General features: G+C 59.2%; 38 protein-coding genes and 2 other RNA genes. 1 reads left to right on the top strand and 39 read right to left on the bottom strand.

The features are described from left to right. Window position 1: 1 nt before the first annotated feature. The 10 genes from QMK51_RS21520 to QMK51_RS21475 all read right to left on the bottom strand — a co-directional run bounded on the left by QMK51_RS21520 (window position 2) and on the right by QMK51_RS21475 (window position 7,310). Window positions 2–373 (bottom strand): phage tail protein, encoded by a 372-nt coding sequence (locus tag QMK51_RS21520; RefSeq protein ID WP_320391714.1) that lies wholly within the window; start codon window positions 371–373, stop codon window positions 2–4. Window positions 374–386: 13 nt separating this feature from the next. Beyond that, the gene (locus QMK51_RS21515) at window positions 387–1,484 is read right to left on the bottom strand and encodes a phage tail sheath C-terminal domain-containing protein (protein WP_320391713.1); all 1,098 of its coding nucleotides are present in this window, start codon (window positions 1,482–1,484) and stop codon (window positions 387–389) included. Further along, window positions 1,481–1,714, bottom strand: a complete 234-nt coding sequence (locus tag QMK51_RS21510; RefSeq protein ID WP_320391712.1) for a hypothetical protein — start codon at window positions 1,712–1,714, stop codon at window positions 1,481–1,483. Before QMK51_RS21510 ends, QMK51_RS21515 begins: the two co-directional genes overlap by 4 nt. After that, window positions 1,714–2,280 (bottom strand): phage protein Gp37, encoded by a 567-nt coding sequence (locus QMK51_RS21505; RefSeq protein ID WP_320391711.1) that lies wholly within the window; start codon window positions 2,278–2,280, stop codon window positions 1,714–1,716. The genes QMK51_RS21510 and QMK51_RS21505 overlap by 1 nt, the downstream gene beginning before the upstream one ends. Next, window positions 2,280–2,771 carry a phage protein Gp36 family protein gene (locus QMK51_RS21500; RefSeq protein ID WP_320391710.1) on the bottom strand — a complete coding sequence of 164 codons (492 nt, stop codon included), beginning with the start codon at window positions 2,769–2,771 and terminating at the stop codon, window positions 2,280–2,282. Before QMK51_RS21500 ends, QMK51_RS21505 begins: the two co-directional genes overlap by 1 nt. Then, window positions 2,768–3,307, bottom strand: coding sequence for an HI1506-related protein (locus QMK51_RS21495; protein WP_320391708.1), 540 nt, complete (start codon window positions 3,305–3,307; stop codon window positions 2,768–2,770). Before QMK51_RS21495 ends, QMK51_RS21500 begins: the two co-directional genes overlap by 4 nt. A 9-nt stretch (window positions 3,308–3,316) precedes the next feature. Then, the gene (locus QMK51_RS21490; protein WP_320391706.1) at window positions 3,317–4,210 is read right to left on the bottom strand and encodes a Mu-like prophage major head subunit gpT family protein; all 894 of its coding nucleotides are present in this window, start codon (window positions 4,208–4,210) and stop codon (window positions 3,317–3,319) included. 27 nt (window positions 4,211–4,237) lie between these two features. Beyond that, window positions 4,238–5,215 carry a phage protease gene (locus tag QMK51_RS21485; RefSeq protein WP_320391704.1) on the bottom strand — a complete coding sequence of 326 codons (978 nt, stop codon included), beginning with the start codon at window positions 5,213–5,215 and terminating at the stop codon, window positions 4,238–4,240. Between the two features lie 253 nt (window positions 5,216–5,468). After that, window positions 5,469–6,032: a phage virion morphogenesis protein gene (locus QMK51_RS21480; RefSeq protein WP_320391702.1), complete on the bottom strand. Its 564-nt coding sequence runs from the start codon at window positions 6,030–6,032 to the stop codon at window positions 5,469–5,471. Between the two features lie 9 nt (window positions 6,033–6,041). After that, complete coding sequence (locus QMK51_RS21475; RefSeq protein ID WP_320391701.1) at window positions 6,042–7,310, bottom strand: PBECR2 nuclease fold domain-containing protein; 1,269 nt, start codon at window positions 7,308–7,310, stop codon at window positions 6,042–6,044. A 51-nt stretch (window positions 7,311–7,361) separates the two neighbouring features. On the opposite strand from QMK51_RS21475, the gene QMK51_RS21470 reads away from it, so the two are divergent. Further along, complete coding sequence (locus QMK51_RS21470) at window positions 7,362–7,598, top strand: hypothetical protein (protein WP_320391699.1); 237 nt, start codon at window positions 7,362–7,364, stop codon at window positions 7,596–7,598. 4 nt (window positions 7,599–7,602) lie between these two features. Here QMK51_RS21470 and QMK51_RS21465 read toward each other — a convergent pair whose 3' ends face one another. The 29 genes from QMK51_RS21465 to QMK51_RS21330 form a co-directional block, all read right to left on the bottom strand. Beyond that, entirely contained in the window at window positions 7,603–9,159 is a 1,557-nt protein-coding gene (locus tag QMK51_RS21465; RefSeq protein ID WP_320391698.1) for a DUF935 domain-containing protein, read from the bottom strand. After that, complete coding sequence (locus tag QMK51_RS21460) at window positions 9,159–10,712, bottom strand: hypothetical protein (protein WP_320391697.1); 1,554 nt, start codon at window positions 10,710–10,712, stop codon at window positions 9,159–9,161. The genes QMK51_RS21465 and QMK51_RS21460 overlap by 1 nt, the downstream gene beginning before the upstream one ends. Continuing rightward, entirely contained in the window at window positions 10,709–11,221 is a 513-nt protein-coding gene (locus tag QMK51_RS21455; RefSeq protein WP_320391696.1) for a DUF3486 family protein, read from the bottom strand. Before QMK51_RS21455 ends, QMK51_RS21460 begins: the two co-directional genes overlap by 4 nt. Window positions 11,222–11,224: 3 nt before the next feature. After that, on the bottom strand, window positions 11,225–11,536 hold the full coding sequence (locus QMK51_RS21450) for a hypothetical protein (protein WP_071552223.1): 312 nt from the start codon (window positions 11,534–11,536) through the stop codon (window positions 11,225–11,227). After that, entirely contained in the window at window positions 11,533–11,865 is a 333-nt protein-coding gene (locus QMK51_RS21445) for a hypothetical protein (RefSeq protein ID WP_320391692.1), read from the bottom strand. Before QMK51_RS21445 ends, QMK51_RS21450 begins: the two co-directional genes overlap by 4 nt. Beyond that, window positions 11,862–11,954 (bottom strand): TraR/DksA C4-type zinc finger protein, encoded by a 93-nt coding sequence (locus QMK51_RS29025; protein WP_413817542.1) that lies wholly within the window; start codon window positions 11,952–11,954, stop codon window positions 11,862–11,864. The genes QMK51_RS21445 and QMK51_RS29025 overlap by 4 nt, the downstream gene beginning before the upstream one ends. Before the next feature lie 115 nt (window positions 11,955–12,069). Continuing rightward, the gene (locus tag QMK51_RS21440; protein WP_320391690.1) at window positions 12,070–12,705 is read right to left on the bottom strand and encodes a DNA-packaging protein; all 636 of its coding nucleotides are present in this window, start codon (window positions 12,703–12,705) and stop codon (window positions 12,070–12,072) included. Next, the gene (locus tag QMK51_RS21435) at window positions 12,702–13,334 is read right to left on the bottom strand and encodes a transglycosylase SLT domain-containing protein (RefSeq protein WP_320391689.1); all 633 of its coding nucleotides are present in this window, start codon (window positions 13,332–13,334) and stop codon (window positions 12,702–12,704) included. Before QMK51_RS21435 ends, QMK51_RS21440 begins: the two co-directional genes overlap by 4 nt. A gap of 2 nt (window positions 13,335–13,336) precedes the next feature. Continuing rightward, window positions 13,337–13,630 (bottom strand): putative holin, encoded by a 294-nt coding sequence (locus QMK51_RS21430; RefSeq protein ID WP_320391687.1) that lies wholly within the window; start codon window positions 13,628–13,630, stop codon window positions 13,337–13,339. Next, window positions 13,627–13,968, bottom strand: a complete 342-nt coding sequence (locus QMK51_RS21425) for a hypothetical protein (RefSeq protein WP_320391685.1) — start codon at window positions 13,966–13,968, stop codon at window positions 13,627–13,629. Before QMK51_RS21425 ends, QMK51_RS21430 begins: the two co-directional genes overlap by 4 nt. 122 nt (window positions 13,969–14,090) lie before the next feature. Then, window positions 14,091–14,585, bottom strand: a complete 495-nt coding sequence (locus tag QMK51_RS21420) for a DUF4339 domain-containing protein (protein ID WP_320391684.1) — start codon at window positions 14,583–14,585, stop codon at window positions 14,091–14,093. Next, on the bottom strand, window positions 14,585–15,031 hold the full coding sequence (locus QMK51_RS21415; RefSeq protein WP_320391682.1) for a Mor transcription activator family protein: 447 nt from the start codon (window positions 15,029–15,031) through the stop codon (window positions 14,585–14,587). The genes QMK51_RS21420 and QMK51_RS21415 overlap by 1 nt, the downstream gene beginning before the upstream one ends. Then, window positions 15,028–15,444 (bottom strand): regulatory protein GemA, encoded by a 417-nt coding sequence (locus QMK51_RS21410; RefSeq protein WP_320391680.1) that lies wholly within the window; start codon window positions 15,442–15,444, stop codon window positions 15,028–15,030. The genes QMK51_RS21415 and QMK51_RS21410 overlap by 4 nt, the downstream gene beginning before the upstream one ends. After that, the gene (locus QMK51_RS21405; RefSeq protein ID WP_320391678.1) at window positions 15,441–15,719 is read right to left on the bottom strand and encodes a hypothetical protein; all 279 of its coding nucleotides are present in this window, start codon (window positions 15,717–15,719) and stop codon (window positions 15,441–15,443) included. Before QMK51_RS21405 ends, QMK51_RS21410 begins: the two co-directional genes overlap by 4 nt. 1 nt (window position 15,720) lies before the next feature. Further along, an RNA gene (locus QMK51_RS21400) (hammerhead ribozyme type II) lies at window positions 15,721–15,791 on the bottom strand. Beyond that, the gene (locus tag QMK51_RS21395) at window positions 15,790–16,206 is read right to left on the bottom strand and encodes a hypothetical protein (RefSeq protein ID WP_320391677.1); all 417 of its coding nucleotides are present in this window, start codon (window positions 16,204–16,206) and stop codon (window positions 15,790–15,792) included. The genes QMK51_RS21400 and QMK51_RS21395 overlap by 2 nt, the downstream gene beginning before the upstream one ends. A 5-nt stretch (window positions 16,207–16,211) precedes the next feature. Further along, an RNA gene (locus QMK51_RS21390) (hammerhead ribozyme type II) lies at window positions 16,212–16,282 on the bottom strand. Beyond that, a complete protein-coding gene (locus tag QMK51_RS21385; protein WP_320391676.1) occupies window positions 16,281–16,502 on the bottom strand; it encodes a hypothetical protein in 222 nt (73 codons plus the stop codon). The genes QMK51_RS21390 and QMK51_RS21385 overlap by 2 nt, the downstream gene beginning before the upstream one ends. An 8-nt stretch (window positions 16,503–16,510) precedes the next feature. Then, the gene (locus tag QMK51_RS21380) at window positions 16,511–16,933 is read right to left on the bottom strand and encodes a hypothetical protein (protein WP_320391675.1); all 423 of its coding nucleotides are present in this window, start codon (window positions 16,931–16,933) and stop codon (window positions 16,511–16,513) included. Between the two features lie 2 nt (window positions 16,934–16,935). After that, on the bottom strand, window positions 16,936–17,436 hold the full coding sequence (locus QMK51_RS21375; protein ID WP_320391674.1) for a hypothetical protein: 501 nt from the start codon (window positions 17,434–17,436) through the stop codon (window positions 16,936–16,938). A gap of 1 nt (window position 17,437) precedes the next feature. Further along, a complete protein-coding gene (locus QMK51_RS21370) occupies window positions 17,438–17,722 on the bottom strand; it encodes a hypothetical protein (protein ID WP_320391672.1) in 285 nt (94 codons plus the stop codon). A gap of 1 nt (window position 17,723) precedes the next feature. Further along, a complete protein-coding gene (locus tag QMK51_RS21365) occupies window positions 17,724–17,936 on the bottom strand; it encodes a hypothetical protein (RefSeq protein WP_320391670.1) in 213 nt (70 codons plus the stop codon). Window position 17,937: 1 nt separating this feature from the next. Then, window positions 17,938–18,561, bottom strand: coding sequence for a DUF3164 family protein (locus QMK51_RS21360; RefSeq protein WP_320391669.1), 624 nt, complete (start codon window positions 18,559–18,561; stop codon window positions 17,938–17,940). Window positions 18,562–18,572: 11 nt separating this feature from the next. Further along, the gene (locus QMK51_RS21355) at window positions 18,573–18,896 is read right to left on the bottom strand and encodes a hypothetical protein (RefSeq protein ID WP_320391667.1); all 324 of its coding nucleotides are present in this window, start codon (window positions 18,894–18,896) and stop codon (window positions 18,573–18,575) included. Beyond that, window positions 18,880–19,257, bottom strand: a complete 378-nt coding sequence (locus QMK51_RS21350) for a hypothetical protein (RefSeq protein ID WP_320391665.1) — start codon at window positions 19,255–19,257, stop codon at window positions 18,880–18,882. The genes QMK51_RS21355 and QMK51_RS21350 overlap by 17 nt, the downstream gene beginning before the upstream one ends. Beyond that, the gene (locus QMK51_RS21345) at window positions 19,254–19,829 is read right to left on the bottom strand and encodes a hypothetical protein (protein ID WP_320391663.1); all 576 of its coding nucleotides are present in this window, start codon (window positions 19,827–19,829) and stop codon (window positions 19,254–19,256) included. Before QMK51_RS21345 ends, QMK51_RS21350 begins: the two co-directional genes overlap by 4 nt. Window positions 19,830–19,867: 38 nt before the next feature. Beyond that, window positions 19,868–20,590 (bottom strand): AAA family ATPase, encoded by a 723-nt coding sequence (locus QMK51_RS21340; protein ID WP_320391661.1) that lies wholly within the window; start codon window positions 20,588–20,590, stop codon window positions 19,868–19,870. A gap of 24 nt (window positions 20,591–20,614) precedes the next feature. After that, entirely contained in the window at window positions 20,615–22,648 is a 2,034-nt protein-coding gene (locus tag QMK51_RS21335; RefSeq protein ID WP_320391659.1) for a DNA-binding protein, read from the bottom strand. Continuing rightward, entirely contained in the window at window positions 22,641–23,081 is a 441-nt protein-coding gene (locus QMK51_RS21330) for a hypothetical protein (protein ID WP_320391657.1), read from the bottom strand. The genes QMK51_RS21335 and QMK51_RS21330 overlap by 8 nt, the downstream gene beginning before the upstream one ends. Window position 23,082 lies beyond the last annotated feature (1 nt).

The raw sequence follows: 23,082 nt of genomic DNA, 5'->3' as shown, positions 1-23,082 counted from the left end.
ATTACTCCGTGTAGTAGTTCAACGCGGCGACAGTCAGGTCGCGAGTGGCTTCACCTTCAACCTGGTACTTGCTGCCCATCTCCATCAACGAGCAGCCGGTCCAGGTCTGGCGCTTGCTGCCGCCGTCCTGCGGGTAGATGGTGATCTTCGCGTCCATCAGGGCACGCCAGTCCGGTTCGCCCGACTTAGGAATCGGTACTGCGATCTTGAGTTCATGCTCTTCAATCCCCTTGGCCGTGCCGGTCGCCCGGCCGGTGCGGTTCATGGTTTTGACCACCTTGCGCCCGGTCTTGAGGCTCGGCTCAACGCTGGACACCTCGTAATCGGTGCCGTTGATCTCTAGGACAATCTGTCCCACATAGTTATCAGCCATCTAAAGTCACCTCTTACAGGAGCAGGTCGATGCGACCGGCGAATACGTGAAGGCCGTTAACTACGTCGGCTGGAATGGAAGAGTTGAGGCGGTTCACGTCCTGAAGCGAGCGCTCGACCACCAAGCCATCTGCGTTGGCTTCGACCTCTTCGATGATCTCCAGCTCTTCAAGCTTATTGAGCACATCGAGCAGCTCACCACGGACTGCCGCAGGAGTTTTGGAAGAAAGCTTGGAGCGAGGGAAGCGCAGACGGATGCGAGTTCGGCACGCAACGCGCACGTAATAAAGTGTGCGAATGGTGGTCAGGTCGAGCAACGACACATCCGTCGCCCCAGCCGCCGACTTGGTGTAGGTGGTGACTGCGCGGACGATCTGAATCACGTCGCCTGCTGCTACTTCCAACGGCGTAACGCCGTTTCTGAGCGCGGTTTCCTGCTCGGTACGGCCGAGACGCTTGGTGATCTCCGGCACCTGGATTCCAGTAAGCTCCAAAGTGTTGAAGGGACGGGCCGGATCTTCTTGGGAGGCAATCACTGCCGCATAGGCCGCAGCCACTTGTCGAGCGGTCGAGGCAGTACCCGGCAGAACGGCCAGAGTGATAGCACCCGCATTCAACGACGCCGCCAAGGTGGTAGCGGCTGACAAGGTGCTGGTGAGTGCTGCTACACCGATGATGCTCTGTTGTTCGATTGAATCCGTGTAGGTCTTGATGTGCGTACGCAGCGCCGTCAGTGCGGTTTGGCTAAACCAGGCTGGCACCAAAATGGTGTAGCCGCCCAAGGCGGTGGCATCCAGTGCAGCGGTGATGTCGGGCTCCGCTTCACCTTGCATCACCACGCCAACCGCCGAAATAGCGACATAGCGATAGGCTTTAATCGCAGCGGCAGCCATCTCTTCAGCCACTGGGCCAAACAGCTTCCCGGCTTCTGTCGCGCTGTAGAACTGGGTAGGCACGTTGGCACTGACGGTAGCGTCTTCCCCCAGCGGGACAATCAGACAGATACTCTGATCGTTGGTCGGCAGCGTTCGTACCGCCAAGCTGGTGTTGAACTCGAAATAGGCCCCTGGCTTACGGATAGAAGCCGGGATGGTGTCAAATTCGATAGTCATTTATCGGCCCCTTTTGCAGACTTTTTGGCACCGCTATCCGGCTGCTCAGCAGACGGCGATTCGACGAGAAGAACCTCGGCGGACTCCGGTTCGGCAGGCAACAGCTCGCCCGAAGCGATACGACGGCGATAATAGGAAGTGCTCGGCACGTCGACCGCGTCGGCTCCGATGTGCTTATCAACCTCTAACTCCATGGGCACCCGTAGACTGGGCGCGGCTACAACGCGCATTACACGTCCCTCAAATTGATTGTGTCGTTGGCCACCGGCTCTGGGTTGTCCGATGGGCTGTGGTACTGCATGTCGATACCGACCAAATCCGGTAGATCCAGCTCCGGCTTTTGCCAGTCCAATTCGATGACGAATGACTGTCCCAGGACAGACAGGTGGTCACTCGCCAACTTGCCGTTGACCAGGTTGGAAAGCTCGGTCGGTCTGATGGAGGCGCGATCTTCCCAGGGCTGCCAGTCCACCAGTTGGTGCATGCAAGCCTCCCACAGGTCGTAGCTGCCGATGTCCTTCGGGCCGCTACCGCGCCGGGTTTCTCGTTCACCACGAGGGTGACGTGTGGCAATGACCAGGCGAAAGGTGATCGGCACCGTGTAACGGCCCTGACTGCGACGCTGGAACGTCACTTTGGGCACCATCACCAGAATGGCCGGGCAGCGTTTGATCAACCCGGACACAAGGTCCGGGTCGCTCAGTTCACCGCCGTAGCTTTCCACGGCCAGGCGCGGGATCTTGTCCGCCAGTTCCTTGAGGCGCGCCTCGATCAAATCTTCCAGTTCGCCCAGCATCACAAGTCCCTCAAAGTGCGGCGGTCCATCAATCGAGGCTGACTGGTAAGCTGCATGCCTGACCGGCCAGCCTCGGCCGCGCCGCGCTCCTTGTCTTCCTTGGCGAGGGTTTCCAAGCGCTTGAGCACATCCTTGTAGAGCACACGTACCGTCGATTCTTCCTTACCGGCATCGTCGTACAGGTGATAACGGGCGATCTCGGCCAGGTCATCCGTCACCCATTCCGGGGCATCCTCTCCGGCCGGGCGGAAACGCAAGTAGAACGAAACCTCACTGCGCGCCCTGGTCACGGCGTCGGCGATCCTGGCCAACGTCGCAACAGCAGTCGCCACCTCTTCTGGCTGCCAATCATCCATGGGTTCGCCTGCCGCAGCGGCTACCAGCAGAGCAGGATCAATGGTGCGCTCGGTGTCCGGCACCGCGACCTCGGTAATATCACGGGCACCAAAGCGGACCAGGAGCTGGCTGGCGGACGGAAGTGAGAGGTTCATTTACCTTCGTCCTCGGCCTTAGTTGCTTTGGGTTTGCTGGGTTTTGCGGGAGGTTTCGCGGCCTGCGCTTTGGCCGCTTCACGTGCCAGCTCTTCCTGGTGGGCCTCTTCCCAGAGAGCGTCATCTGAATCAGTGCCGGCCTCTTTCGGTTGCTCTTTGTCCGGCGCGATCACAGGTGTGCTTGGAGCAAGTCCCGAACCATTAGATCCTGGCTCACTGTTGCCCACGAGCGGGGCGACGGGCAGAACCACTGCATCACCCAGAGTTGGAGTGCCTGCTTCAGGCGCTTGCGACTGGGCGTTTTGTGCGGTGTCGGACGCTTTCGATAGATCGACTTCCTGGAGGTTTTCATCGCGACTGTCCTGTACCTGGTCGAATTCATCCTCCTCATAGGCGAGGATCAACTGAGGTTCTTTTGCCAGAGCCCGCAACTGCGCTTCTGAGAAGAAATCATCCGGGTAGCGTTCCGCCGTACTGGAGTGGGCGATGCCACAACGGCGAAAACCGTCATGTTTCGAGGTGATCACAATGGTCATGACGCCCCCTTAACTCAGCCAGGCCGGTGCGAGTACTTCGGCTGTGCCTGCCCATTCGTTGCCGTTGTCTGCATCCTTGACCAGGATCTTGCGGGCAGCGCCTTCCAGTTGAGAGGGCACGACCAGGAGGCTAGGGTTAATGCCCAGGGGACGACCGCCATCAGCTTTGAAGTCCTTCATGGCAGCACGGGCAAGGCCGTAGTTTTCAGCCGTCAGAGGGGCTTTGGAGCAGTAGGCGAACTGCCAGAAGCCGAAGCCGACGTTCACACGGGCATCCACGCCATAGCGGTATTCGTCGCGCATGAAGACGCTTTCATCGTCCATGGCGGTCATCGCTTTCAGATCGTAATTGCGACGGTTCTGAAAAATGATGGGCTTGAGTGCGCGGCTGACATCGAGCAGATACCAGGCCGGGCCTGCACCGTCCTGGTAGTTGCTGACGGACACGGCGGTGCCAGTTGCATCGGTCGATGGATAAACCGGGTGATCGGTGTCGAAGAAGTACTGGCCGTCGTAGCAGGTGGTGGTCAAGCCCGCTTTGAGCAGCGCGAACACCAGTTCGTCCGGGTGCGCACTGGAGGCACGCCCCATTTCGGCAAACAGCGGTTTGTAAACGCCGATCTCGTCGTCTTCGATGGCATCGCGTGGGACACCCACCGACGACTCAAATTTCTTGTTGGTGATGGAGTAACCATGCGCCGCCATGTTCTTGAGAACACGGTCGCCGATCCACTCACGGAACGTCGGAAACTGCCCCAGCCAGCCATAGGTGTTGCTGGCGGACGACGACGGAACAGGCGTTGCGATACGCTTCCAGTCGGTCGGTGTCGTGGCCTGGGCGTTTTGGAACTCGGCCTTGTACGCAGTAAACAGCGCGTTCAAGACACTGGCGTTAATGATCATGAATCACTTCCTTTATATAGAGGGGAGTTACGCCTTGCCCTTGATGAATTCCGCTTCGCTCAAGCCCATCAGCTTGGCGACCTGTTGCTCTTCAGAGTTGAGCGCGGTGACGGTGTTGTCGGGCTTGCGCTCGCTCAGGTTGGAGGGATTGGCAACGACTGGTGCCGCATCGACGAAAGCCTTGAAGCGCGTCAGGCCGGCTTCGTCCTGGCACATGGCGCGGTGGTATTCCACCGTTGCCGGCGTGATCTTCCCGGCCTGAGTGGCCGAGGTGATCACTGCATCGACAGCCTTGGTGTGCTCTGTCTTTTTGAACTCATTCAGGGCTTGTTCCGCGTTGGTTGCGCGGGCTTCCAGTGCGTTGTAGTCCGCACGGGGGACGAAGCGGTCCAGGTTGGCTGACTCGTTGTTGAGTGCCTGGGCGGTGGATTTGAGTTTTTCGGTGGTGGCCGTCAGAAATTGTTCTTCGGTTGCCGTATCAGGCAGCCCCACAAGTTTTAAAAGCTCTGGCGAGGGTTTCACAGGGACGTTCTCCATTTGCTCTTGGTTGAGCGCTGTCATGAGGAAGTTGGGAATGTTGGTCAGGGCTGCGCTGACCAGGCGCACGATGCGTGTGGTCTCGATGTCGTAATCGAATACGGGGGAAAGGAAGCGGTACTCTTTGTTTTCAACCTGGAGTTCGCCGCGAGGCGTCCACTCGACCTGGCCCCACAGAGCACCGTTGCGAGTCTCTAGTTGTTTGATCCATGCACCGGCCGGGGCGTCCTCACCCAAAGGGGCGCGGCGCTGGGTGGCATGCTCCCAGTCGATAGGCAGTTCAATTGCCCGACTGGTGAAGTTGGATTGCACCGATTGATAGGCGAAGTCGTCGAATAGCCAGGCGCGGCCATCACGGCCAACTACGTTTGGACCGGCTGGAATAAGTTCTACCCACTCGGGCGCTTTCCCATCGGAAAGTACGACTGAGCTGTAGATTTCTGAGTTAACGGCGAGTTGGGTTTTCATGCCGCCAGTGTCGGCGGGTCATCAAAGGAAAGTAATTTCAGGGCGGTTTAAGGTTTTGTGCCTGGGGAAGGCATAGAGGGGGATACACCCTTTACCCATTCTATACGTAGAGAATGGGTAAAGGGTGTCTGACGGGGGCGAACCGAATAGCACTACGAGCGAATCTAACGCAGGTCTAACGCGACTTAGCCACCCTGTAAGCAACGTATGTACCCGTTAGAGTCGATCACAGCATCTAGGAGATTCTGCGCTGTCAGCTTGCTACTGGCTCTAAGAGGTAATCCTGAATGATGGCCAGGATCTCACCATCGTCCTCTGTCGACAGCCCTAGATAGGGCCGTGCTTTGATCTCGGTGTCATGCGCTCCACGGGTCACCCACTGTGCAAAGTTGGATTTGCTCTTCTTCACGAAACGATTGCCGACCGATCCATCCTTACCCTGACGGAAGTAAACCTGCTGCGACCTGGCTGCATGTTCGACCTTGCCACCGTTCTGGTGAATGGCGCCGTATGGCCGATCTGTACCGAAGGACAGTTCATTGCCGCTGACGCTGTGGCGCATGGTGTCCTGGAGCGTGCCCTTAGCGCGAAGAATGCGTCCACCTTTCTTGCGGGCCAACGTTGAGGGAGCCAGCGGCGCCCAAGGCGTGCCGTCTGGCGCCACTTGCTTGATGAAGCGATCATCGGTGGACTGATGCAGGTATTCGGCAATGTCGTTGAGCGGGGTTGTCAGGTCACCCAAGCGCTCGGACAGTTCACCGAGGGCTTTGCCAATGATGGTTGTATCGATGACTACATCAAGCATTGCACCGGCCATGGTCCTCTCCTATTCAGTGCGTCGGTAAAGGCGAACACCGAGGCGCAAGGCCTCAAGGTACTGCTCGCTGTCGTCAACAAAGCCGGTCGCTCCCGTCCAGCCATCGGCGCCCTGGTCGAATACGGCCACGGCTGGGGTGGCCTTGCCCTTCACCTGGACGTGCGCCAGGTAGCGACGCCGGAGTACGGCTTTGCCCAGGTCCGGCTGCCATTCCAGGCGAGCCCAGATCTCGTCGGGTGTCTTGATGGTGTCAGCCAGTAAGGGCAGTTCGCTGGCCTTGAATTGCTGGGCCAGTGCTATCGCGCCGGTTTTGGCATCGGTAAACATCTCCCGACCGATTACTAGGGCGTCGCCAGTCACGTCACGGAACACGACCGGGGCGGCATCAGTGGCGCCGAACTCGCCCAGGAACTGGGTCACCGCTTGTGGGGCGGATACTTTGGCTGGAAGCAAGCGCTTTGCCGGCACGGGTCGAGGTGACGGTAGAGTACCGGTAGGTTGGCGGTTGGGCAGACCCGTTGCCGGTACGGGGACTGGCGCTGCTGACGGAGCTGGCAGAGGATCACGGGCGTGCAGCTGGGGCACGGAATTCGCCAGGCGAGATTGACCTGGTGCATATTCAAACCCCGGATCAATACCTTTGGGCACGCGAACGGTGCGCGGGCCGTTGGGACTGTTCTTGCCGATAACACGATCTTCCCACTCAATAGCGGGCGCTGGGCCAATCGTCAGGCCCTGACGTTCTACATCCCTGGCCGAGAGCATGAATTTCTTGCACTTGCAGCCCCAGCCGCATGACGGCGAATGTGTTGTCCACCATGCGTCGTCAAGCGGCAAAGTGGTGCCGTTCCAAGATAGGTGCATCGGGCGCGGATGGGCGCTGTCGCCATGACGGTACACGCCATAGGGGCGGCGCTTACGTAGCTCCGGGTCGGACATCTGTGCTTCGCGACCAGCGTTGTAGGACTGGCGCAGGTTGGTTTCCCAAATGACGTTGGTGCGCCAGCCACGTTCGCCCTGGTACTGCCAGCCGTGTTTACCGACGACCTGATCGAAGTCTTTGCGGAACTGTTCCAGGGTGGTGCCGTTGGCGATGGACTTCTCGACTGCGCCGCGCAGGTCGGTCAGTAGGTCGCGCTTGACCGCACCAGCCACTACGAAGGCGTAGTCATGTTCGGCGGTGTAGATGTCCGTCCAGGAGCGAGTCGGTAAATTGACCTTGCCACGGAAGTAGTCGATTTGCTCCTTGAATGGCAATGAGCCATGAGATACTGACATTACAGCTCTCCAATTGGTGAGCGGTTCACTAGCCGACTCAAGGAATCGAATATGTTGCGTGTATTTAGGAAAGGGCTTTCTTTGGTTGGGGCTGTTCTGGCTGCATATGCTGGTATGTTTTGGTATCTATCAGCAGACACCCAAGAGAAACTCAACTCGGCTGTTGTTACTAATGTAGAGGCATACAAGGATCTGGTTTCCTTCTCTCTATACCTCAATACCCAAGCCGCTATTTTCTCGGCGGTGGCTGCTGCATGCGTAGCTGTCGCAGAATTTCTATCAGATTGAAGCATCACAACCCCCGCAAAATGTCATCGCGTCCCGCTAAGCTGGCAGCCGCCAGCCCATCGGCAATAGCATCCGCCAACTGATTGGTAGTCATCGCCGGATAGGTTTCAATCAACCGATCCCGGAACTCCTCAAGGCTGTTGACTGAGTCGAGCATCTCCTTGATCTGCTCGACCATATCATCCAAGTGAACCCCCACCGTCCGCTCCATCGTCCGTACCTGGTTATCCACGATGTCCGGCTGCACTACCGGTTTCGCACGTACCTGCTCGCTGTTGGTCGCCTGTGCCAACGCAGGAGTGGCAACAGGCGCAGGGATGCCCAGCAGCTCGGCACCCTCGGCGGGAGCGGGAATATTGAGCTTGTCGCGTATCACTGACTGTTCAACCTTCAACCCCAGCGGCACCAGTTCCTTTAGCGCTTCGATCAGTATCTTGGTGTTCTCTGGCTTGGGAACGTCGATGATCAATCGCGGATACGGCCGACCAGGTGCAAAGTTCAGATCGCACCAGGGCCGCACAAAGTAGCGGTTCAGCGTATTGGATTCGGCCTTGGCATCGGCTTGCAGCAGGTCGAGGCGCACTTCGTTGTGGATCGTTGCCTGGGCCTGGCTGGAGCCGTCGTCGGTGGACATGGTCTGACCGACCACGGCTTTACTGACTTGCTTGTCCCACCACTCGGCCAGGCCTTTGAAGAAGTCCCCAGCGCCGGTGACATTGGCGGCTTGGGTGAAGTCGATACGCATGCTGTCCGGGATCACCGCCGCCGCATCGCTGCCCAGATTGGCCACCGCCGACATCAGAGTGGCGATATCGTCCTTGCTGGCCCCCGGCCCGTAACGGCCCACACGCATGGGCATGCCGAAGATGTCGGCAAAGCCCATCCAGTCCTTCCACGTCCAGGCCTTGCACATGTAGCCCACGGCCGCGAGACGCGCCAGACCGCCCCGGATAGGCAGACCCGAACGGATACGCGGCAAGTGGACGATGAACTTGTACGGCGCCAACGCAACACCATTCACCGGGTCGGCCTCATCGAGCAGGCGCAGTTCCCGGCCGGTATCACGGTCGAACTGGAAGAAGCGCTGATCGCGGGGCTCAAAGCGCTGCGGGTTCCAGGTCTTGCCGCTACGATCCCACATGATTTCGGAGACGGCATAGCCCTTGCCCATGGCGTCGGTCAAGTCGGCTTGCAGCTCGCCGAACTCGGGGGAGTCGACAATCTCCTTGAGTTGATCAGCACGGCGCACGTCTTCGGCGTCGTCGCTGGCGGCTTCGACCCGGATCGACAGACCCGATATCGCCAGCTTGCGGGTGCCCAACACCGAGGCGTAATGCAGATCCCGTTCTTCCATTTCCTCGGCCAGGGTCAGGTAGTCATGGGCCGAGCCCTCGGCAGCGGCTTGCAGGATGTTGGCCAGTCGCCCAGGCGTCAGCCCCCTGGCCACTGACTGGTGCCAGACTTGGCGAATGCCGGTGGTGCGGGCAGCAGCCAGTTCTTCCGTGAGCTTGTCGTACTGGATCGGTCGACCGTACTGGTCGACGATTCGGGAGTCAGCCATTACCAAATGCCTTTCTGGGTGCGCCAACCCGCTCCGAGTTGGATCTCACGATCCTGCTGGGCGGTGGGTTGGACTCGGTGAAATTCGAATATTTCGGTTTCCTGCCGGGAGGCGTAATCCGCCAGCACGGCCGCGATACCGGCGTCGCCATGGCGCTTGGGCCCGGACTTTTCGCCTTTCTCGTTGGTGCGTTTTTCCGGGATGCGGGCCACGCCCTTGACCATACGAAAGGCGCGCACATCGCTGACCACATCCTTGTCGGCCGGGATGTCGTAGAAGGTGTCGTCTTCCAGGGCTGCTTTGAAGGGCGGCATGTTGTCGCGATACCAGCCCTCGGTCAGCATCACTCGCTCGATGCGGTTGAAACCGAACTCGACGGCCGTGTCTTCGGACAGCTGCGAGCCGTTGCCCCTGGCGTCGTCTGCGCCTTTGAGGAAATTGGGCAATCGCCGCAGGATGTAGAACTTGATCTGCGCCTGTTGCTTGAACGGTACGTTGCGCAGCTCGACCACAAAGGGTGTGCGCTTGCGCAGGTTTTGTTCTTTGAGTAACGGCCAGAACACCGACAAGTCGCCACTGCGGCCGAAGTCCATGCCGTAATAGCTTTGGACATCCAGCGGAATGGCCTCAAGCAGCGGTTTTAGATGTTCTTCGCACCACTCCAGCGACTCGGCCAGCCGCATGTGTTCGGGCATCGTCTCGTAGCCCTGTGGGTAGGCCAGGCGCAACACCGGTACATCGCGGTTACTGCGTTGCTCGACCAGGGCCAGACTGAGAAAGGCGCCGCCGCCCTGGGATGGCACGCAGTCCAGTTCCTCTTCCGAAGCGTCGCCATAAAAGTCGTACACGTCCTGTACCCAGGCAGCTTCTTCCTCGGGCTTGTACTCGATGCCCTTGCGAAGACAGACCCGCTGATAAAGCCCATCCTCAACCGCTTCACGGAACGGGCAGCGGAACAGCGCGCCCTTGCGTTTGCCTGCCCGGATATCGTTGATCAACTCGTTGAAGGCGTTTTCAGTGCCGTCGTGGGTGCTGATCACATGGACTTCACCGCCCCAGATCAGCAGGGCCAGCGCGGCTTTCAGTAGCTCGGCCAAGTCCTGGTGGAACGCGGCTTCGTCGATCACGACCACGCCCTGACGCCCCCGCAGGTTGGATGGGCGACTGGTCAGCGCGACGATGCGGTGTCCGCTGGGGAAGCCGATGGTGTAGGTCTTGATATGTTTGTCAGGGTCGCTGTCGGGCCAGATACCTTCTTCGATTTCTTCGGCGGCATAGTTGAAGGCCCGGCACCACATGGCACAAGCCTGGATGTACTCGACCGTCATGTCCTGGTTGTAGCCCAGGTAATAGACCGTCTGGCCACCGGCCGCTTTCTCGGAAGCGGCGACTAGGACGTTGTCGGCTGCCTCTGCCCAGGTGAGACCAATCCGGCGTGATTTCTCGCCGACCTTGAGCGGTGCGCGAATGCCAATCCACTCTTTTTGGTAGTCGAGCAATACAGCCGGTGCGACCAGTTTGGCGGTGCTGTCCAGGACAAGGGGCACGCTCACGATGCCATCCCCAGAATTTCACTGCGAATTTCGTTAGCGGTTTCAGCCGTCATGCCGCCTTTCTTGGCGATCTTGTCGACACGCGCAGCCACGGCTTCTGCTTTCTCTTTCCACTCGGACTGCCATTTTTTCTGTACGACCGAAGCCTTGCCCAGCTCAGCCACAGCCTTAGCCACCTTCGGCAGGTCCATCTTGTCGCCGTCAGTCATGAGCAGCTTAAACAGATGTTCCTGAACGAGCCGCATCAGGGCTTCGTTGACCGCGCCTTCTTCATCCGGCGCAGCGGCCACCACGGCGCGAGCCTGCTCGCTGGCTACCTTGAGCGCCGAGAGCTTGGATTCAAAGTCCTGGCCATAACGGTGCAGCGCCGACTTGCTGATCGAAAAGCCCTGGGCCGACAGCTCGGCCGCAAGGCTTTCGTATTCGCTGAAGCTGTTTTCAGCCAGGGCCTTATCGAGCCAGGCCTTGACGGCTTTGGGCAGGCTGGCGACTTTGCTGCGCGGTGGCATGGCTTAGCTCCAGTATTTTTCGGGGCGGGCAATACCGGGATTGCAGTCGATGGTGTACTCGGCCACGTCGACGCCGTAGTGGGTCAAGCCACAGATCCAAGCGCCACTGGATTGTTTTTTCAGTGTCACCAAGCTGCGATCTGCCAGGTAGTCGAGTTCCCGACGCAACTCCAGGGTGGTGACATCCGGGAGAATGCCCTGAATGGTCGAGAGCACCATGGCTTCATGTGGGTCCACGGGGCGGGAGGTGTTGAGGGTGAGAAGGATGTACCACCGCAGGGATTCGCGGCGGACCTTGGCGGGATCAATGTTCATGGTCGTATTCCTTTGAGCTGAACGTTTTCTAACTTGAGCGCCAAGGCGTCGAGCTTGGCTTCAATGACGGTTTGGTTTCGGACGTAGTCCTCACGTCGCACGTAGTGCAGGGGCAGATCTGCGCGCAGCCGTTCGAAGTTGAGTTCCACGCTCCGCAGGCGGTCGCTGTCTTTGGCCAAGGCGTTGAAGCGGTCATCCATCACGGCATTGCGCTGGTCCAGGCGCCGCTCCGTTTGCAACAGCAGCAGCTTCACCAAGCCTGCAAAACCACCGAGAACCGCGACCGCCACACTGATCAACTGCCAGGCAGGCATTTCGATCATCATCATTTGCAGCCCCTTCTTTCGCGGCGTGTTTGGCACTCGGCGCAGAACTGCACGCCCTCGACGGCCTGGCGTCGGTCTTCGGGTATGGGCATTTCGCAATCAGCCATCTGGCAGAACTCGGCGGAAGGTCCAGTCAAGGTTTCGCGTTGTGCCATATGTGCCGTTAACGCTGTTTTGTTATGGATCGCCTCCATCCGGGTGGCGAAGTCATCTGCTCTCATTGAGGGTCCAATCAATCAGTTTATTGAGCTGTGCCCGACAGGTTCCATGCCGCTCGCCATTGCGCACCTGGTTGGTCAGAAGTTGATCCTGGCCAAGACCGGAGTCGAGGTCGTCAGCGGCTCCGGCTCCGCTGGACGGCGCAGCAGTTCCGCTGGCGCTGTTCGGGGCTGGCATTGCGGTACTGATGCCATTGGCGGTGTTCCACACGCGGACAAAGCCAGTAGTGAACACAGCAACAGGCAACGGCTCGGGCTGCGCATCGAGGGCGCGTCGGTAAAGGTTGGTGACATGGGCTATCTCTCCTGTGAGCTTGTCGGTGGTTTTGCGCAGGTTGTCTTTGGTGTCAGCCAACTGGCTGGCCAGTTGGTTGCCCTTGGCCTGCTCGGCGCGTAAGTCGGCAAGGGCCTTGTTCGCGGCTTCGGCGGCCGCTTGGGCCAGACCAAGCTTTTCGCGGGTAAAGGTTTCGCGAAGGTCGGCGGCGATCTTTTCGCCGTTGGCTGTGCCCAGGGCGAAGCCTTCGTCATAGCCCTCCTGGCGGTAGAGATGCAGGCCGTAGACCACGGCAACGATCAGCGCAACGCACCAGGTGGCAGGACTGATTAAGTCGAGCAGGCGTTTCATTGGCAGACTCCCTGGCCCCAACCGTCAGCGATATACAGCGCTTCCCAGCGCAGTAGGATCAGACGTGGGTATTGGCGGTTTTCCTTGAAGGCAGCGGCCGAGCGGCCAGCGTTGTGCCGCTCGACGGAGTCGAACCAAGTCAGCGGATCGGCGCCTTTTGCCGAAGCCAACTTTCGGTCGCGGATGACCCAGCCCAGCCCGCCGTTGTAGCTGGACAGGATGAACGCCCCTTGTTCGCAGAGACCACGCGCCTGGATGCGATCTGCCAACCAGCGGTCATAACTGACCAGCGCCTGCATGGACCAAATCGGATTGAACGGCTCGACCTTGCCCAAGGCTTTGGGGAACAACTGAGCCAACCAGGTGGCGGTCGAGGGCATCACTTGGCCCAAGCCTTGCGCACCGACCGGCGATTTCGCGTCGAACCGCCAGCGGCTTTCCTGATGGATCTGCGCGGCGAAGGTTGCCACCGGGGCATCCAGTCCCCATTCCGCCTGGGCGATACGGGTCAGGTCACGACGGTAGCGTTCGGCCTGGGTAGGGATTTCGGCATAGGCTGCGGCGGATATCGCGAGTCCGACAATCGAGGCCAGCGACGTGGCACCTATATATAGAAGGATTCGCCGCATGCTCAGAGCCCCAACGTCAGGCCGAGGACGCAGGCCAGCACGACCAGGGCGCGGCGAACACCAGCCATGGAACGCTCATAACGTCGGACCATGTTTGGGCGGGCATAGGGGAACAACGCACGGTCGATCCAGTAGCCGAGTACACCGCCCAGGGTGACCAGACCACATTTATAGAGAACGACCGGCAGTTTGGTCGGAGCGACGATAGCCAGGCACAACAGCAGTGCGATGGTGATTAACGTCCAGTCGGTCATACGTGGCGCACGGGGGCGCTGCTTCGGTAAGCGAAGGTTCATGCAGATACTCGCGGTGTGTGGATGGCGGCGCGCAGAGCGGCCAGATGGTGGTTGGCAACCACTGCGTTGCCGCGCACAGGGATGGGCGCTCGATACTCAGCAAGGACAGGTGTTGCGGGACTTACAGCAGGGCGAAACTTCTCCCGCTGCTGGACGTGCTGCTCGGTGTGCGCTTCTGCCTGAGCAACATGCAGTTGCACCATGTCCCGCCAGTCGGCTGGAACCTTGGCCCACAAGACTTCGCGGGCGAGGTCATCCCCTGCGGCAAGGATGAGTTGCGCATGTTGGCGCGGCCATTGAGGCCGGGAAACTTTGGGGGAAGCGGGAGCGGTGTGCATGGTGCGAACCTGCCGTTTGAAAGAACGGGTGTAGGTTCGCGCACAGGGGGGAAAGTTGTAATTTCAGGGGGGTTTAAGGTTTTAGCCCCGCACGGTGGCGGGGCTGGACATGCAAGATCTAACTACCGAGACATAACTACCAATGCCACGTTAATCAAAACCCAAACAATCAGGGGAGCATAACTACTCTTTAGGTTTTTTGATCGCAAGTAGAGATAACCCGGAACAACGAAACTCCACCAGATAGCCGGAGCCTGGTAGCCAGCGCTTCGAAGCTTGTTTATGTCCAAGGCACACAGCGCAATGGTTATGAGCCAACTAACAACAATGCCAGCGTTCAATACGCTGGCATCTATCGCCAGCCAAATAACCGGCGAGAGAGCAAGCAACCAGACCCATAAGTCGGAAACTCGATCCCGGCTCAATGGTGGCGGTGTGGTGGCAAGCTCGGTGATGAGTTCGCTCGACTCGACTCGAATCCAGTCGGTCATACCGGTACGCCATACAAGAGTGCCGTGGCCGATCTTGCTAACCTTCAATAGCCCTTTGATCTCGCTTTCGGTCACAGGTCCTACACGAGAACCGCTATCGTCATAAAACCATTGCACCTGGTTCATCAGTGGATACTCCTTCCTGGATCGTCGTCATAGCCGAACAAGTCGGGCTCGCTCTTGCGGTGCAGCGCCCGTTGACGGGCAATGATGTCATAAATCGTTTGGCTCGACAGATCGTACTTGCTGACCATATCAGCAGGTTTAACCCCTTTGTCCCGCCAGTCTTGGTAGATAGCCGCGTTGCGCATGGCTCGCTTGAGGATTGTGCCGCGTGGCAGATACATCACCGTGCCGCCCTGGTGCTCGCAGATGGAATAGACCACCCGACGGGCCAGCTCAGGAGCGCTATCGGTGTTATTGAGCGCCTTGCGCAGCTCAACTTCGGCAATCCTGACCATCTCACCCAGGGTGCCTTCCCATCGTGCAAGGACCGTTGGCGTTTCCATGTGAGCCAGAACCTTTTCAGGGTCGAGCTTATCCGTGTCGTCCGGGAACAGTTCTTCGTTCATCGCTCGGGTCTCCCGTGTCGGCGGGCATCGTAGGTCAATGCCGCCACCATTTTGTGGAGCTGTTGCGGGTCCAGCCATTCCACGCGCTCGACCTTGAACATGCGCATGGCCATGCCATCGGCATACGCCCAAGAGCGTTTGGCTTCGGCGAGAAAGGCCTCGACCTTACCCATCAGATTTTCCCGGTCCGGTGCAGGGGTAGGAGCTTTGCGGCCAGTTTGTTTGGCTGACGTCGAGGTCCAGCCCAACCGCGCAAACTCGGCCAGCACGTGGCCGATCTGACGCGGGTTCAGGTCTTTGGCCGAACGCACACCCGCCACCCGACCCAGTAGGGCACGGTAGGTTTCGTCGTCCAGACCAAGGTCTTTCTTGGCAATGTGGATCTTGCTGAGTTGTAAGTTTCTGGTGCTCATTTTCCTCTCCGTTTTATCAGGGCGCGGAATGCTGCTGGATCACGTCGTGAGAGTTCGGCGACACCGTGAATCGCCACCGTGAGCGCATGCTCGGTCTCGTCAAACTCTCCGGCCGTGCGGATCTGCTCCAGCTCGCGTTCCGTACCGCTGTAGATTTCCATTTTCAGTTTGCTGGCGCCCATGGCGAGCCGCTTGTCCTTGAGCCGCTGACGTTCTGCACGTTTGCGGTCACGGGCCAGACGGGTTTTACGTGCTGCGGGTGTTTCGTCGGTCATGGGTTGGCTGCTCATCAGTACCGGACAACCACGTCCGGCAGACCGCCCCGGATAACCAGGGTGGTTTCGCTCAGAAGTCGGCAATACGGGCAATGCTAGTGTTGTTGGCCAGCAGGTGTTTTTTCAGGGAGGTGAAGCTTTTCCAGGACCAGTCATAGGTGATGAACTTGACCGCCTCTCTCTTCGTTGCTTCGCGCTTTCCAAAAAGCTTCCGATAGGCCTCGATATCCTTTTTTGCATAAAGGGCTCGAGTTACTTTGCGATAAAAACGGCGAGTTTCCTCATGTTCGGGTTCGCCGGTTTTGTGGTCGCAGGTCAACCAGATCCCCTTCAAATATCCATCCACGTAGACCGTCGTCTCCCAATTCTTTTTTGTAGGGTTAGTCCTCTGCACTAGGTCGATTTCAAACCCATCACACTTGAGCTTCATGCTGCCCCACGGGCTCGTCATTTGCTCCTTCAATGCATCCCAATCCGCTTGTTCCATCTTTTCCTCGGCTGCTCATCAGTACCAGGCAACCACGCCTGGCAGACCGTCCCGGATGGCCGGGGCGGTTTCGCTTAATGGAGAGTGTTGTTGCTCGGCTGGCGGCGGTAGGCAGGTAGGCCGCAGAGCCTTTCCTCACAAGCGGCCATGCCGAACAGCATTTGCGAGATGCGAAGTGCCTCGGTCTGCAAGGTCTGTCCGAACGGCCCGACTCGGGCGCCGGACATGTCCAGGGATACAGTCGGTTTGCCGCTTTCGTCGTGCTGGTCTTCAAGGGTCAGGGTGATCTTGGCCATGGGATGTCCTATCGCTGTACATGGAAGGTGATGTGGTAGTCGCGGGCGATCTGCCGCACGCGTTTCTCGGTCATGTGGTGTTTCTTGGCGATCCACTTGGGGGAATTGCCCAGGGCGGCATCGGCCATGATCAGGCCCGCGAGTTTTTGCTCATCTGTCTGGGCAAGCTCTGTTGTTGGCTCAGGCAATACCTGCGCTGGGGAAACCGCCTCCGTGGCAACCGGGGCAAACAGATGGGTATAGACCGGCGAGCGTTCGGGGTTGATGGTGAAAGTCGCGGGCGCACTGCTCATGCGATGGCCGATCTGCTGGACCTTGCCGCCGCGAGCCAGAAACTCGGCGGTTTGCCGAGCGAGGTTGGCGCGCTCGATATCGTGCTGCGGCGAATGCATCGGCAACGGGTCGTTGCGGGTGTCGTGAAAACGTTGCATGGTCAGGCCCCCAAGGCACGGAAACCGGGCTGGTTGCTTTTGCCCAGCCACTGGATGTAGCGCGCCATGGCGAGAATGCCTTCGCGTTGATTGGGCGCACCGGCTACGCCAGGAACAAACCAGGTTTCGTTGTCTTGTCGGGAAAGCTGAGCAGTGCCGCTGATGATCTCGCGGACTGTTTTGTCTTCTCCAATAGCCAAGGCAATGGCCCCATCCGGGACAGTGCTACCGAACTCGATATGACCGGAAGCAAAGCAATAAGCGGTGATCTTCATTTCTTGCTCCCTGCATTTCAGGTGAAGTCGAATGCACGTTGCGCTGCCAAAGTGACCTACCGAAAGCAGTTCAATCCGTTCCAGTTCGGCGTCAGGTTGCAATTTGCACAGCAGTGCCTTGCTCGCGTCACGCTCGCTGATGCTGGAGGATGCGGTGACCTTCTGGCCTGAAACCGATGCGTGATAGGCACCAGTGCTGTAGCGGACTCTGATATCGATGTATTCCATGTCACTCTTCCTCCTGGTCGTCATCGGCTTCGAACTTCTCGGTTCGCAAGGGGAACGGAGAGAACAACTCCACAGCGATACGCATTGCAGATTTAAAGCCCTTGCGCGCATCGCCTGTGATTTCGACCTGCTGACCATCGACTCCGCGCAGAACAATATCCACGTCGTCTTTGGCATCGACCAAGCTCTGAAGCTGGTCGATACGCTTGGCGTGCCAGGCCTGAAGTTGTTCAAGCATTTCGGCAATATCAGGGTCCTGAAGCATTGCGGTGGTTGAACTGGTCATCTCAGTTGCCCCGTTGTTGTTTTAGAGTTTGAAGTTGCTCAGCAATGTCATCCACGCTGTCTGGATCACCATGAATCACGGCCACCACGTAGCTACGGCCGGAGTTGAGTTCCAGGTGAACGATGTCGAAGGTTTCCTCTGTGCTTTTTTCGGCATCGTTGAGCAGGTCGAGCAGACTTGTGTCAGGCCATGTCATTGAAGTAAGAAGCCCCATGTCACACCCCCGCAATATCAAGGCTGATGGGTTCGTATTGGTCGGTATCACCGACACGCTGATACACGCGGATATAGGACTTGGAGCCGACCACCTGGCAGGCGTCGCCAATGGCCTGCATGGCGCGCTGCCAGCGTTCGTCGACAATCTCCAGGCGGCGCAGTGCGAGGACTCGCGCCGTGCGGATGTCGCCTTTGGTGTCGGTGCGGAACGCGTCATTGACCAGCGTGACCACCTCCGGGCGAGCCCCGGCGGTCCATTCTTCAAGGCATGCGTCGATCAAGGCCCGTGCTGCCTGGAGGCGTTCGTCAAAGGCGATGCTTTCCTGAATAGCCCGTTGGATTTTGTAGCGGCCGTCGAAGCTGATCAGGCTGACGTTGCCTTTTTTGCCACCCAGCTTGGCGCCGTATTCCTCGGCGCTCATCTCGACGAAGGCGTCGATGTCACCGAACGCAGCGGCTTTGAACAGGGCCAAGCCTTTGCTGGCCTCGCGGGCTTTTTCGACCAGTTCCAGCACCAGGGCATCACGGGCTAGGTCAAGCGGTTTGATCAGGATTTCGGCGACGAGTCGACGTTGCGAGTCCATGCGATAGCCTTCGGGGATGGTGTGTTGTTGTGCGGTCATTACAGGGTTCCTCAGTGGAGAGTTGGGCGGGACCAGTCGTCGGGACGGGCGGCGCTGATGGTTTCGCGCCATTCCAAGGTCACGCCCTGGAACAACACGGTGTAACGGGTGCTACCGGCGCTGGCGTGGCGCTGGTAGCCGCTGACGGAGCGGGCGTTGATCAGTGCGCGACCAGCCTCGGGGTCGATGGTCAGCCGGTTTTGGATCGGGTCGAGGTTCAGCAGGCGGATGCGCATTGACTGCAAAGTCCGGGCGGCGTGGTTGAACACCCGCAGGTGTTCGGCGAGTGACGGGGTCAACACTTTCAGCGGCGTGCGGTTAGTGGAGGCGAGCATGGTCAATCTCCTGATGGCAGCGGTCGGGGTTGTGGGTGCAGTGCTGACAGGCTCGCCAGTGCTGCATGGCTTGCGGGTTGTGGGTCGGCGCCGGTTTTTCGCGATAGCTTTGGCACTGGTCCGTGGTGACCACGTCGTCCAGGGCGACACACTCGATACGGCCGAGGGTTTCCATGACACGGCGCTCAACACCGGCCGTGCTGGGTGACGCGTAGCGGTTGGCCAGGATCAGGCTGACGGCGGTGCGGCTCATCCCAATGCGCTGGCTGGCTTTGGTTTTGTTGCTGGCGGCGACTTCGGCGGCGAGCAAGCGCACGAACAGCGGCGGCTCTGGTCCCCAGGCGGCAAGTTGAACGCTCATAGATCGTCCTCCTCAGGTTCTGCCTGACGGAACACGACTTCGCCCAAGTTAGGGTCGAAGACCTGGCCGATGCGCTGAATCATGGGCGGGCGCGGACCAGTGTATTTACCGTGCCCCAGTCGGTAGCGGGCCTTCTTGCCTGGCTTGCTGGTCTGAACCTCGACGACATAGCCCGCACGCTTGAGCCATTTCAGATAGGAACGGGCTGTCCAAGTAGTGGTAGGCACCACAATGGAGGCTTGCGCGGCCAGCTCGTCGGCATCCAGTTCGCCCAGGATGCGCAGGGAGCGCCACATGGCTTCGGTGCCTTTGCCAGCGGTGCTGGGCTTGCCGGCGCGAGTGATGGCGGGCGCTTCGGCTCCCACGTCCTTGAGCAGGCGCAGGGTCTGTTCTTCGAACTTGGCCCCCGTGACGACCTCAACGTAACCACCCTTGATCAGCGACTGCAGGTAACTGCGCACGGCGGTGTCATCGGTGCTGGCACGACGGGAAACTTCATAGGCGGTAAACCCATCACGGCCTACACGGATGGCTTCCCAGATGCGCTGGCGATTGCCTTTGGTGCCCTGCATTTCTAGATCAATTCGTTTGCGACCCAATCCCCCAGCCATTACACGCCCCTCCGCACAGGCGCTTCGCCGGTAAACCAGCCGCGATTGCCCCAGCCGGCCAGGTCGATGCTGTCCATGGCCATGGCCTGGGTTTCGCCGTAGACCTTGTAGAGGTTGACCGCGACGCGGCGCAGGCAGCCACGCACCTTGTGGCGCAGGTCTTCCAGCAGATCGTCGGCAATTTTCAGGCTCGGATAGCTGGCTTTGGCCAGGCTGCGCAGATCGTCGAGTGTCGCCGGTTGCGCGGGCACCCACTCCAACACGCGGTTATGCAGGCGCTCTAGCTTGGCCAAACTGCTGGGTACACGCTCTTCGCCAATCAGGACGATGGTGCCCTGACTGGCGTTGTAGATATCAGTCAGGACGTTGGCCACGGCTTTTTCGAGCAAGTATTGAACGTCGTCGATCAACAGCGGACGGCCGCTACGGGACAGTTGTTCGGCCACCTGATCAACCATGATCGACAGCGTTTGGCCGGGGGCGATACTCATTTCTCGCAGGATCGCCTGTAAGAAAGCTTTCTTGCTCCAGGTGTCGCGGCATTCGACGTAGTAGGCGCGGTGCAGGTTGGCGGCGAAGGCGGCGCCCACACTTTTGCCCAGACCACTGGCGCCGTACATCACGACCAGACCGGGCAGGCCCATCGGACGGGAATGGGTGCGCTCGATGGCGGCGGACAACAGGCCGACGTTAGTCAGCGGTACGATTTTGGAAACACTCATATAAAGCTCCTTGAAGGTCTTGTGTTAGGCGCGGGCTTGTTCCGCGAACTCGAACATGCGGCGGATCGAGGCTAAGTCCGGGTGTTTGGCGTAGCGGCTGTGCCACTGGGCTTCCTCGTCCGTCAGGGCTTCGCCATTGGTCTGGCGGTCGGCGAGCTGGTGCCAGAGGTGGTAACGGGCGGTTGGGTCGGATGGCAGGTCGAAGGTTTGCGCTTTGGGGGCTGCCAGTTGAGCGAAGCGCTGGGCTTCGGCGAGCTGTTCCGTGCTGAGCAGGGCAGACGGAGCGCTGGTCGGTGCGATCATTTCCACGCGCTTGCCGGTCAGGGTTTCCAACTTGTCCACGGCGCGTTTCATCTGGCCGCTTTCGCGCTTGTCGTAGGCCTTTTCAATCATCGCCTTCGGCATGTAGTCGCTGGCGTTACCGTCCAGGAGCGCTTCGCCGATCAGGTCGCCGTCCAGGGTGCGGACCCACACGCGGGAGGCGTCGCGCACGTCATAAGCAAGGCGGATTTCATCGCCATGGAAGTTGCGCAAGGCGTCCAGGAAGTAGGTTTCGCCTGACCAGGTGACTTCGCCACGACGGGTTGGGCGAATGACCTGCGGTCGAGCCAGGTCGTTGAGCAGTTCAGCAGGTGCGACTATCGGCTCCCAACCTTCGGATCGTGCGGCTTCCCAAGCCTCGTTAGGGCTCATGTGCCGGAGCTTGCCGGTCAGCGGGTCACGGAGCTTGGTGAGGCCCCGGTGCGGACTGTTGTTGTAGGCTTCAATCTCATACTCGACGCCGGCCATGAACTCGGCAAAGGTCGGGATCAGCCGAGTACGGCCAGTTTCGCGCAATTCTTTGCGACCGATACGATGCACCTTTGTCCCGGCATGCTTGTCCATGTCGGCGCCGATGTAGCTGGTCAGCTTTTTGGCGGCGTTGACCCAGATCGTCTGGTGGGAGCGCTCAATCAGACCCCGCGCCTGGCTGTTGTAGGGCAAGGCGTGGGTCATGGTGCCGCCGAGGCGGTCAACCACTTCGCGGACGGTGTCGTTGGCAAAGCCAGAACCGTTGTCGACGTAGAACATGGCGAACATGCCGTGCTCCATAGCATCGCGCAGAGCATCCATAACGCCGATGGTCGACTCGGCTTCTCCGATGGATATACCCAGCGCCTTGCGGGTGGCCACATCGAGGACGGTGGTAGCTTCCGGCCGGTAGGGTTTGCCGGTGCGCGGGTTCAAAACTTCGGCGTCGAACTTGTGGCCGTCAGCGGTGAACACGTCGCAGGGATACATGTTCTTGGTAGTCCGGCGCTTGAACGGTTGCAGGGCTTTGAGTTCCTGCGGAGTGCGACGGCCACGCTCGCGGGCTTCGGCGCTCAGCTTATTAAGGAAGCGGCGAACAACATGAATACTCGGTCGCTCTGCTGGATGCTTCAGGGCGAACTCGGCGTAGGCCGCTTCGACGCTGGGCTTGGTCGGGCGCTGGTAGCAGGTCAGGAACGTGGCCGACCATACAGGCAGACTCAAGTCTTTTTGACGGCGGGCTGGCGCCAGGCCGCTTTCACCTTCTTTGCGATAGTCGGACAGCCAGCGCTTAAGGGTGCGCTCGCTCAACGAGCGGTCATTGGTCTTGCGGTCGTTCGCTCGCAGCACCAGGCCGGTCAAGTAAGGGCTGAGTTGATCGGCTTTGGCTAGGGCTACCAGAGAATCAATAGCGCGTTGTTGGCTAATGGTCTGGCTCATACGCTCGATTTCGCGGACGAATGCGAGGCGAGCAGTCATTACCGAGCGTTGTTCTTCGTACAAGCGTGACGCTGAAATAGAGTCACGTTTGATGCTTATAGGTTTGGATGCGGCTACCGATTGAGGCTCGATCTCCCTCACTGATGCCGCGATTAAAGCGGCTTGAGTGATTTTCGGCAGGATGGCAAATGCGTATTCAATTGCCTTGCTGCCGAGACGGGCCTGGCCTTCCCAATTCTCGCGGGCAGCCATTGCTTTCACGTTACGAGCGGTGCCTGGAAGCCCTGGCAAACCGGCCAGTTCTTGAGCCGAGTACCAATTACGCATTGTCGTCACCCAACATCTTTTTCAGGTCTCGAACTTTGCGTGTCGCGTCGTGTGCAACCCGTGACAGCCTCCCGATTTCCGCGTCCAAGGCCTCACGTCCGTAAGCCACCCGACCACCACGGAGGTGTACCTGCCAGTTCGTCAGGACATGACTCGCACAAACTTCCTCCAGCAAAGCTGCTCTATACAGAGGAAGGTTGTGATCAGAACGGGCAGGACTCGACCAGGCGTCTAACATATTCTTGCTGACGTCGTCGCCCGAGAGCCGGGACATACGGGCTGCGATTTCGTAGCGGTCCAAGTCGGACTCTTTGAGGATGTCGCTTACCAGCTCGCTTACCTGGGCGGCGTAGTTGCCGAGGCCAGGGATAGAAAGCACGGGCTGGGGAACAGAGAAGATGTCTAAGGTTTTGTCATCTTTTTGGTTGCGCATG

It is taken from the genome of Pseudomonas sp. P9_31 (assembly GCF_034008235.1).
Classification (GTDB): domain Bacteria; phylum Pseudomonadota; class Gammaproteobacteria; order Pseudomonadales; family Pseudomonadaceae; genus Aquipseudomonas.
The sequence above is the reverse complement of the archived record's forward strand: the minus strand, read 5'-3'. Positions and strand labels throughout refer to the sequence as shown.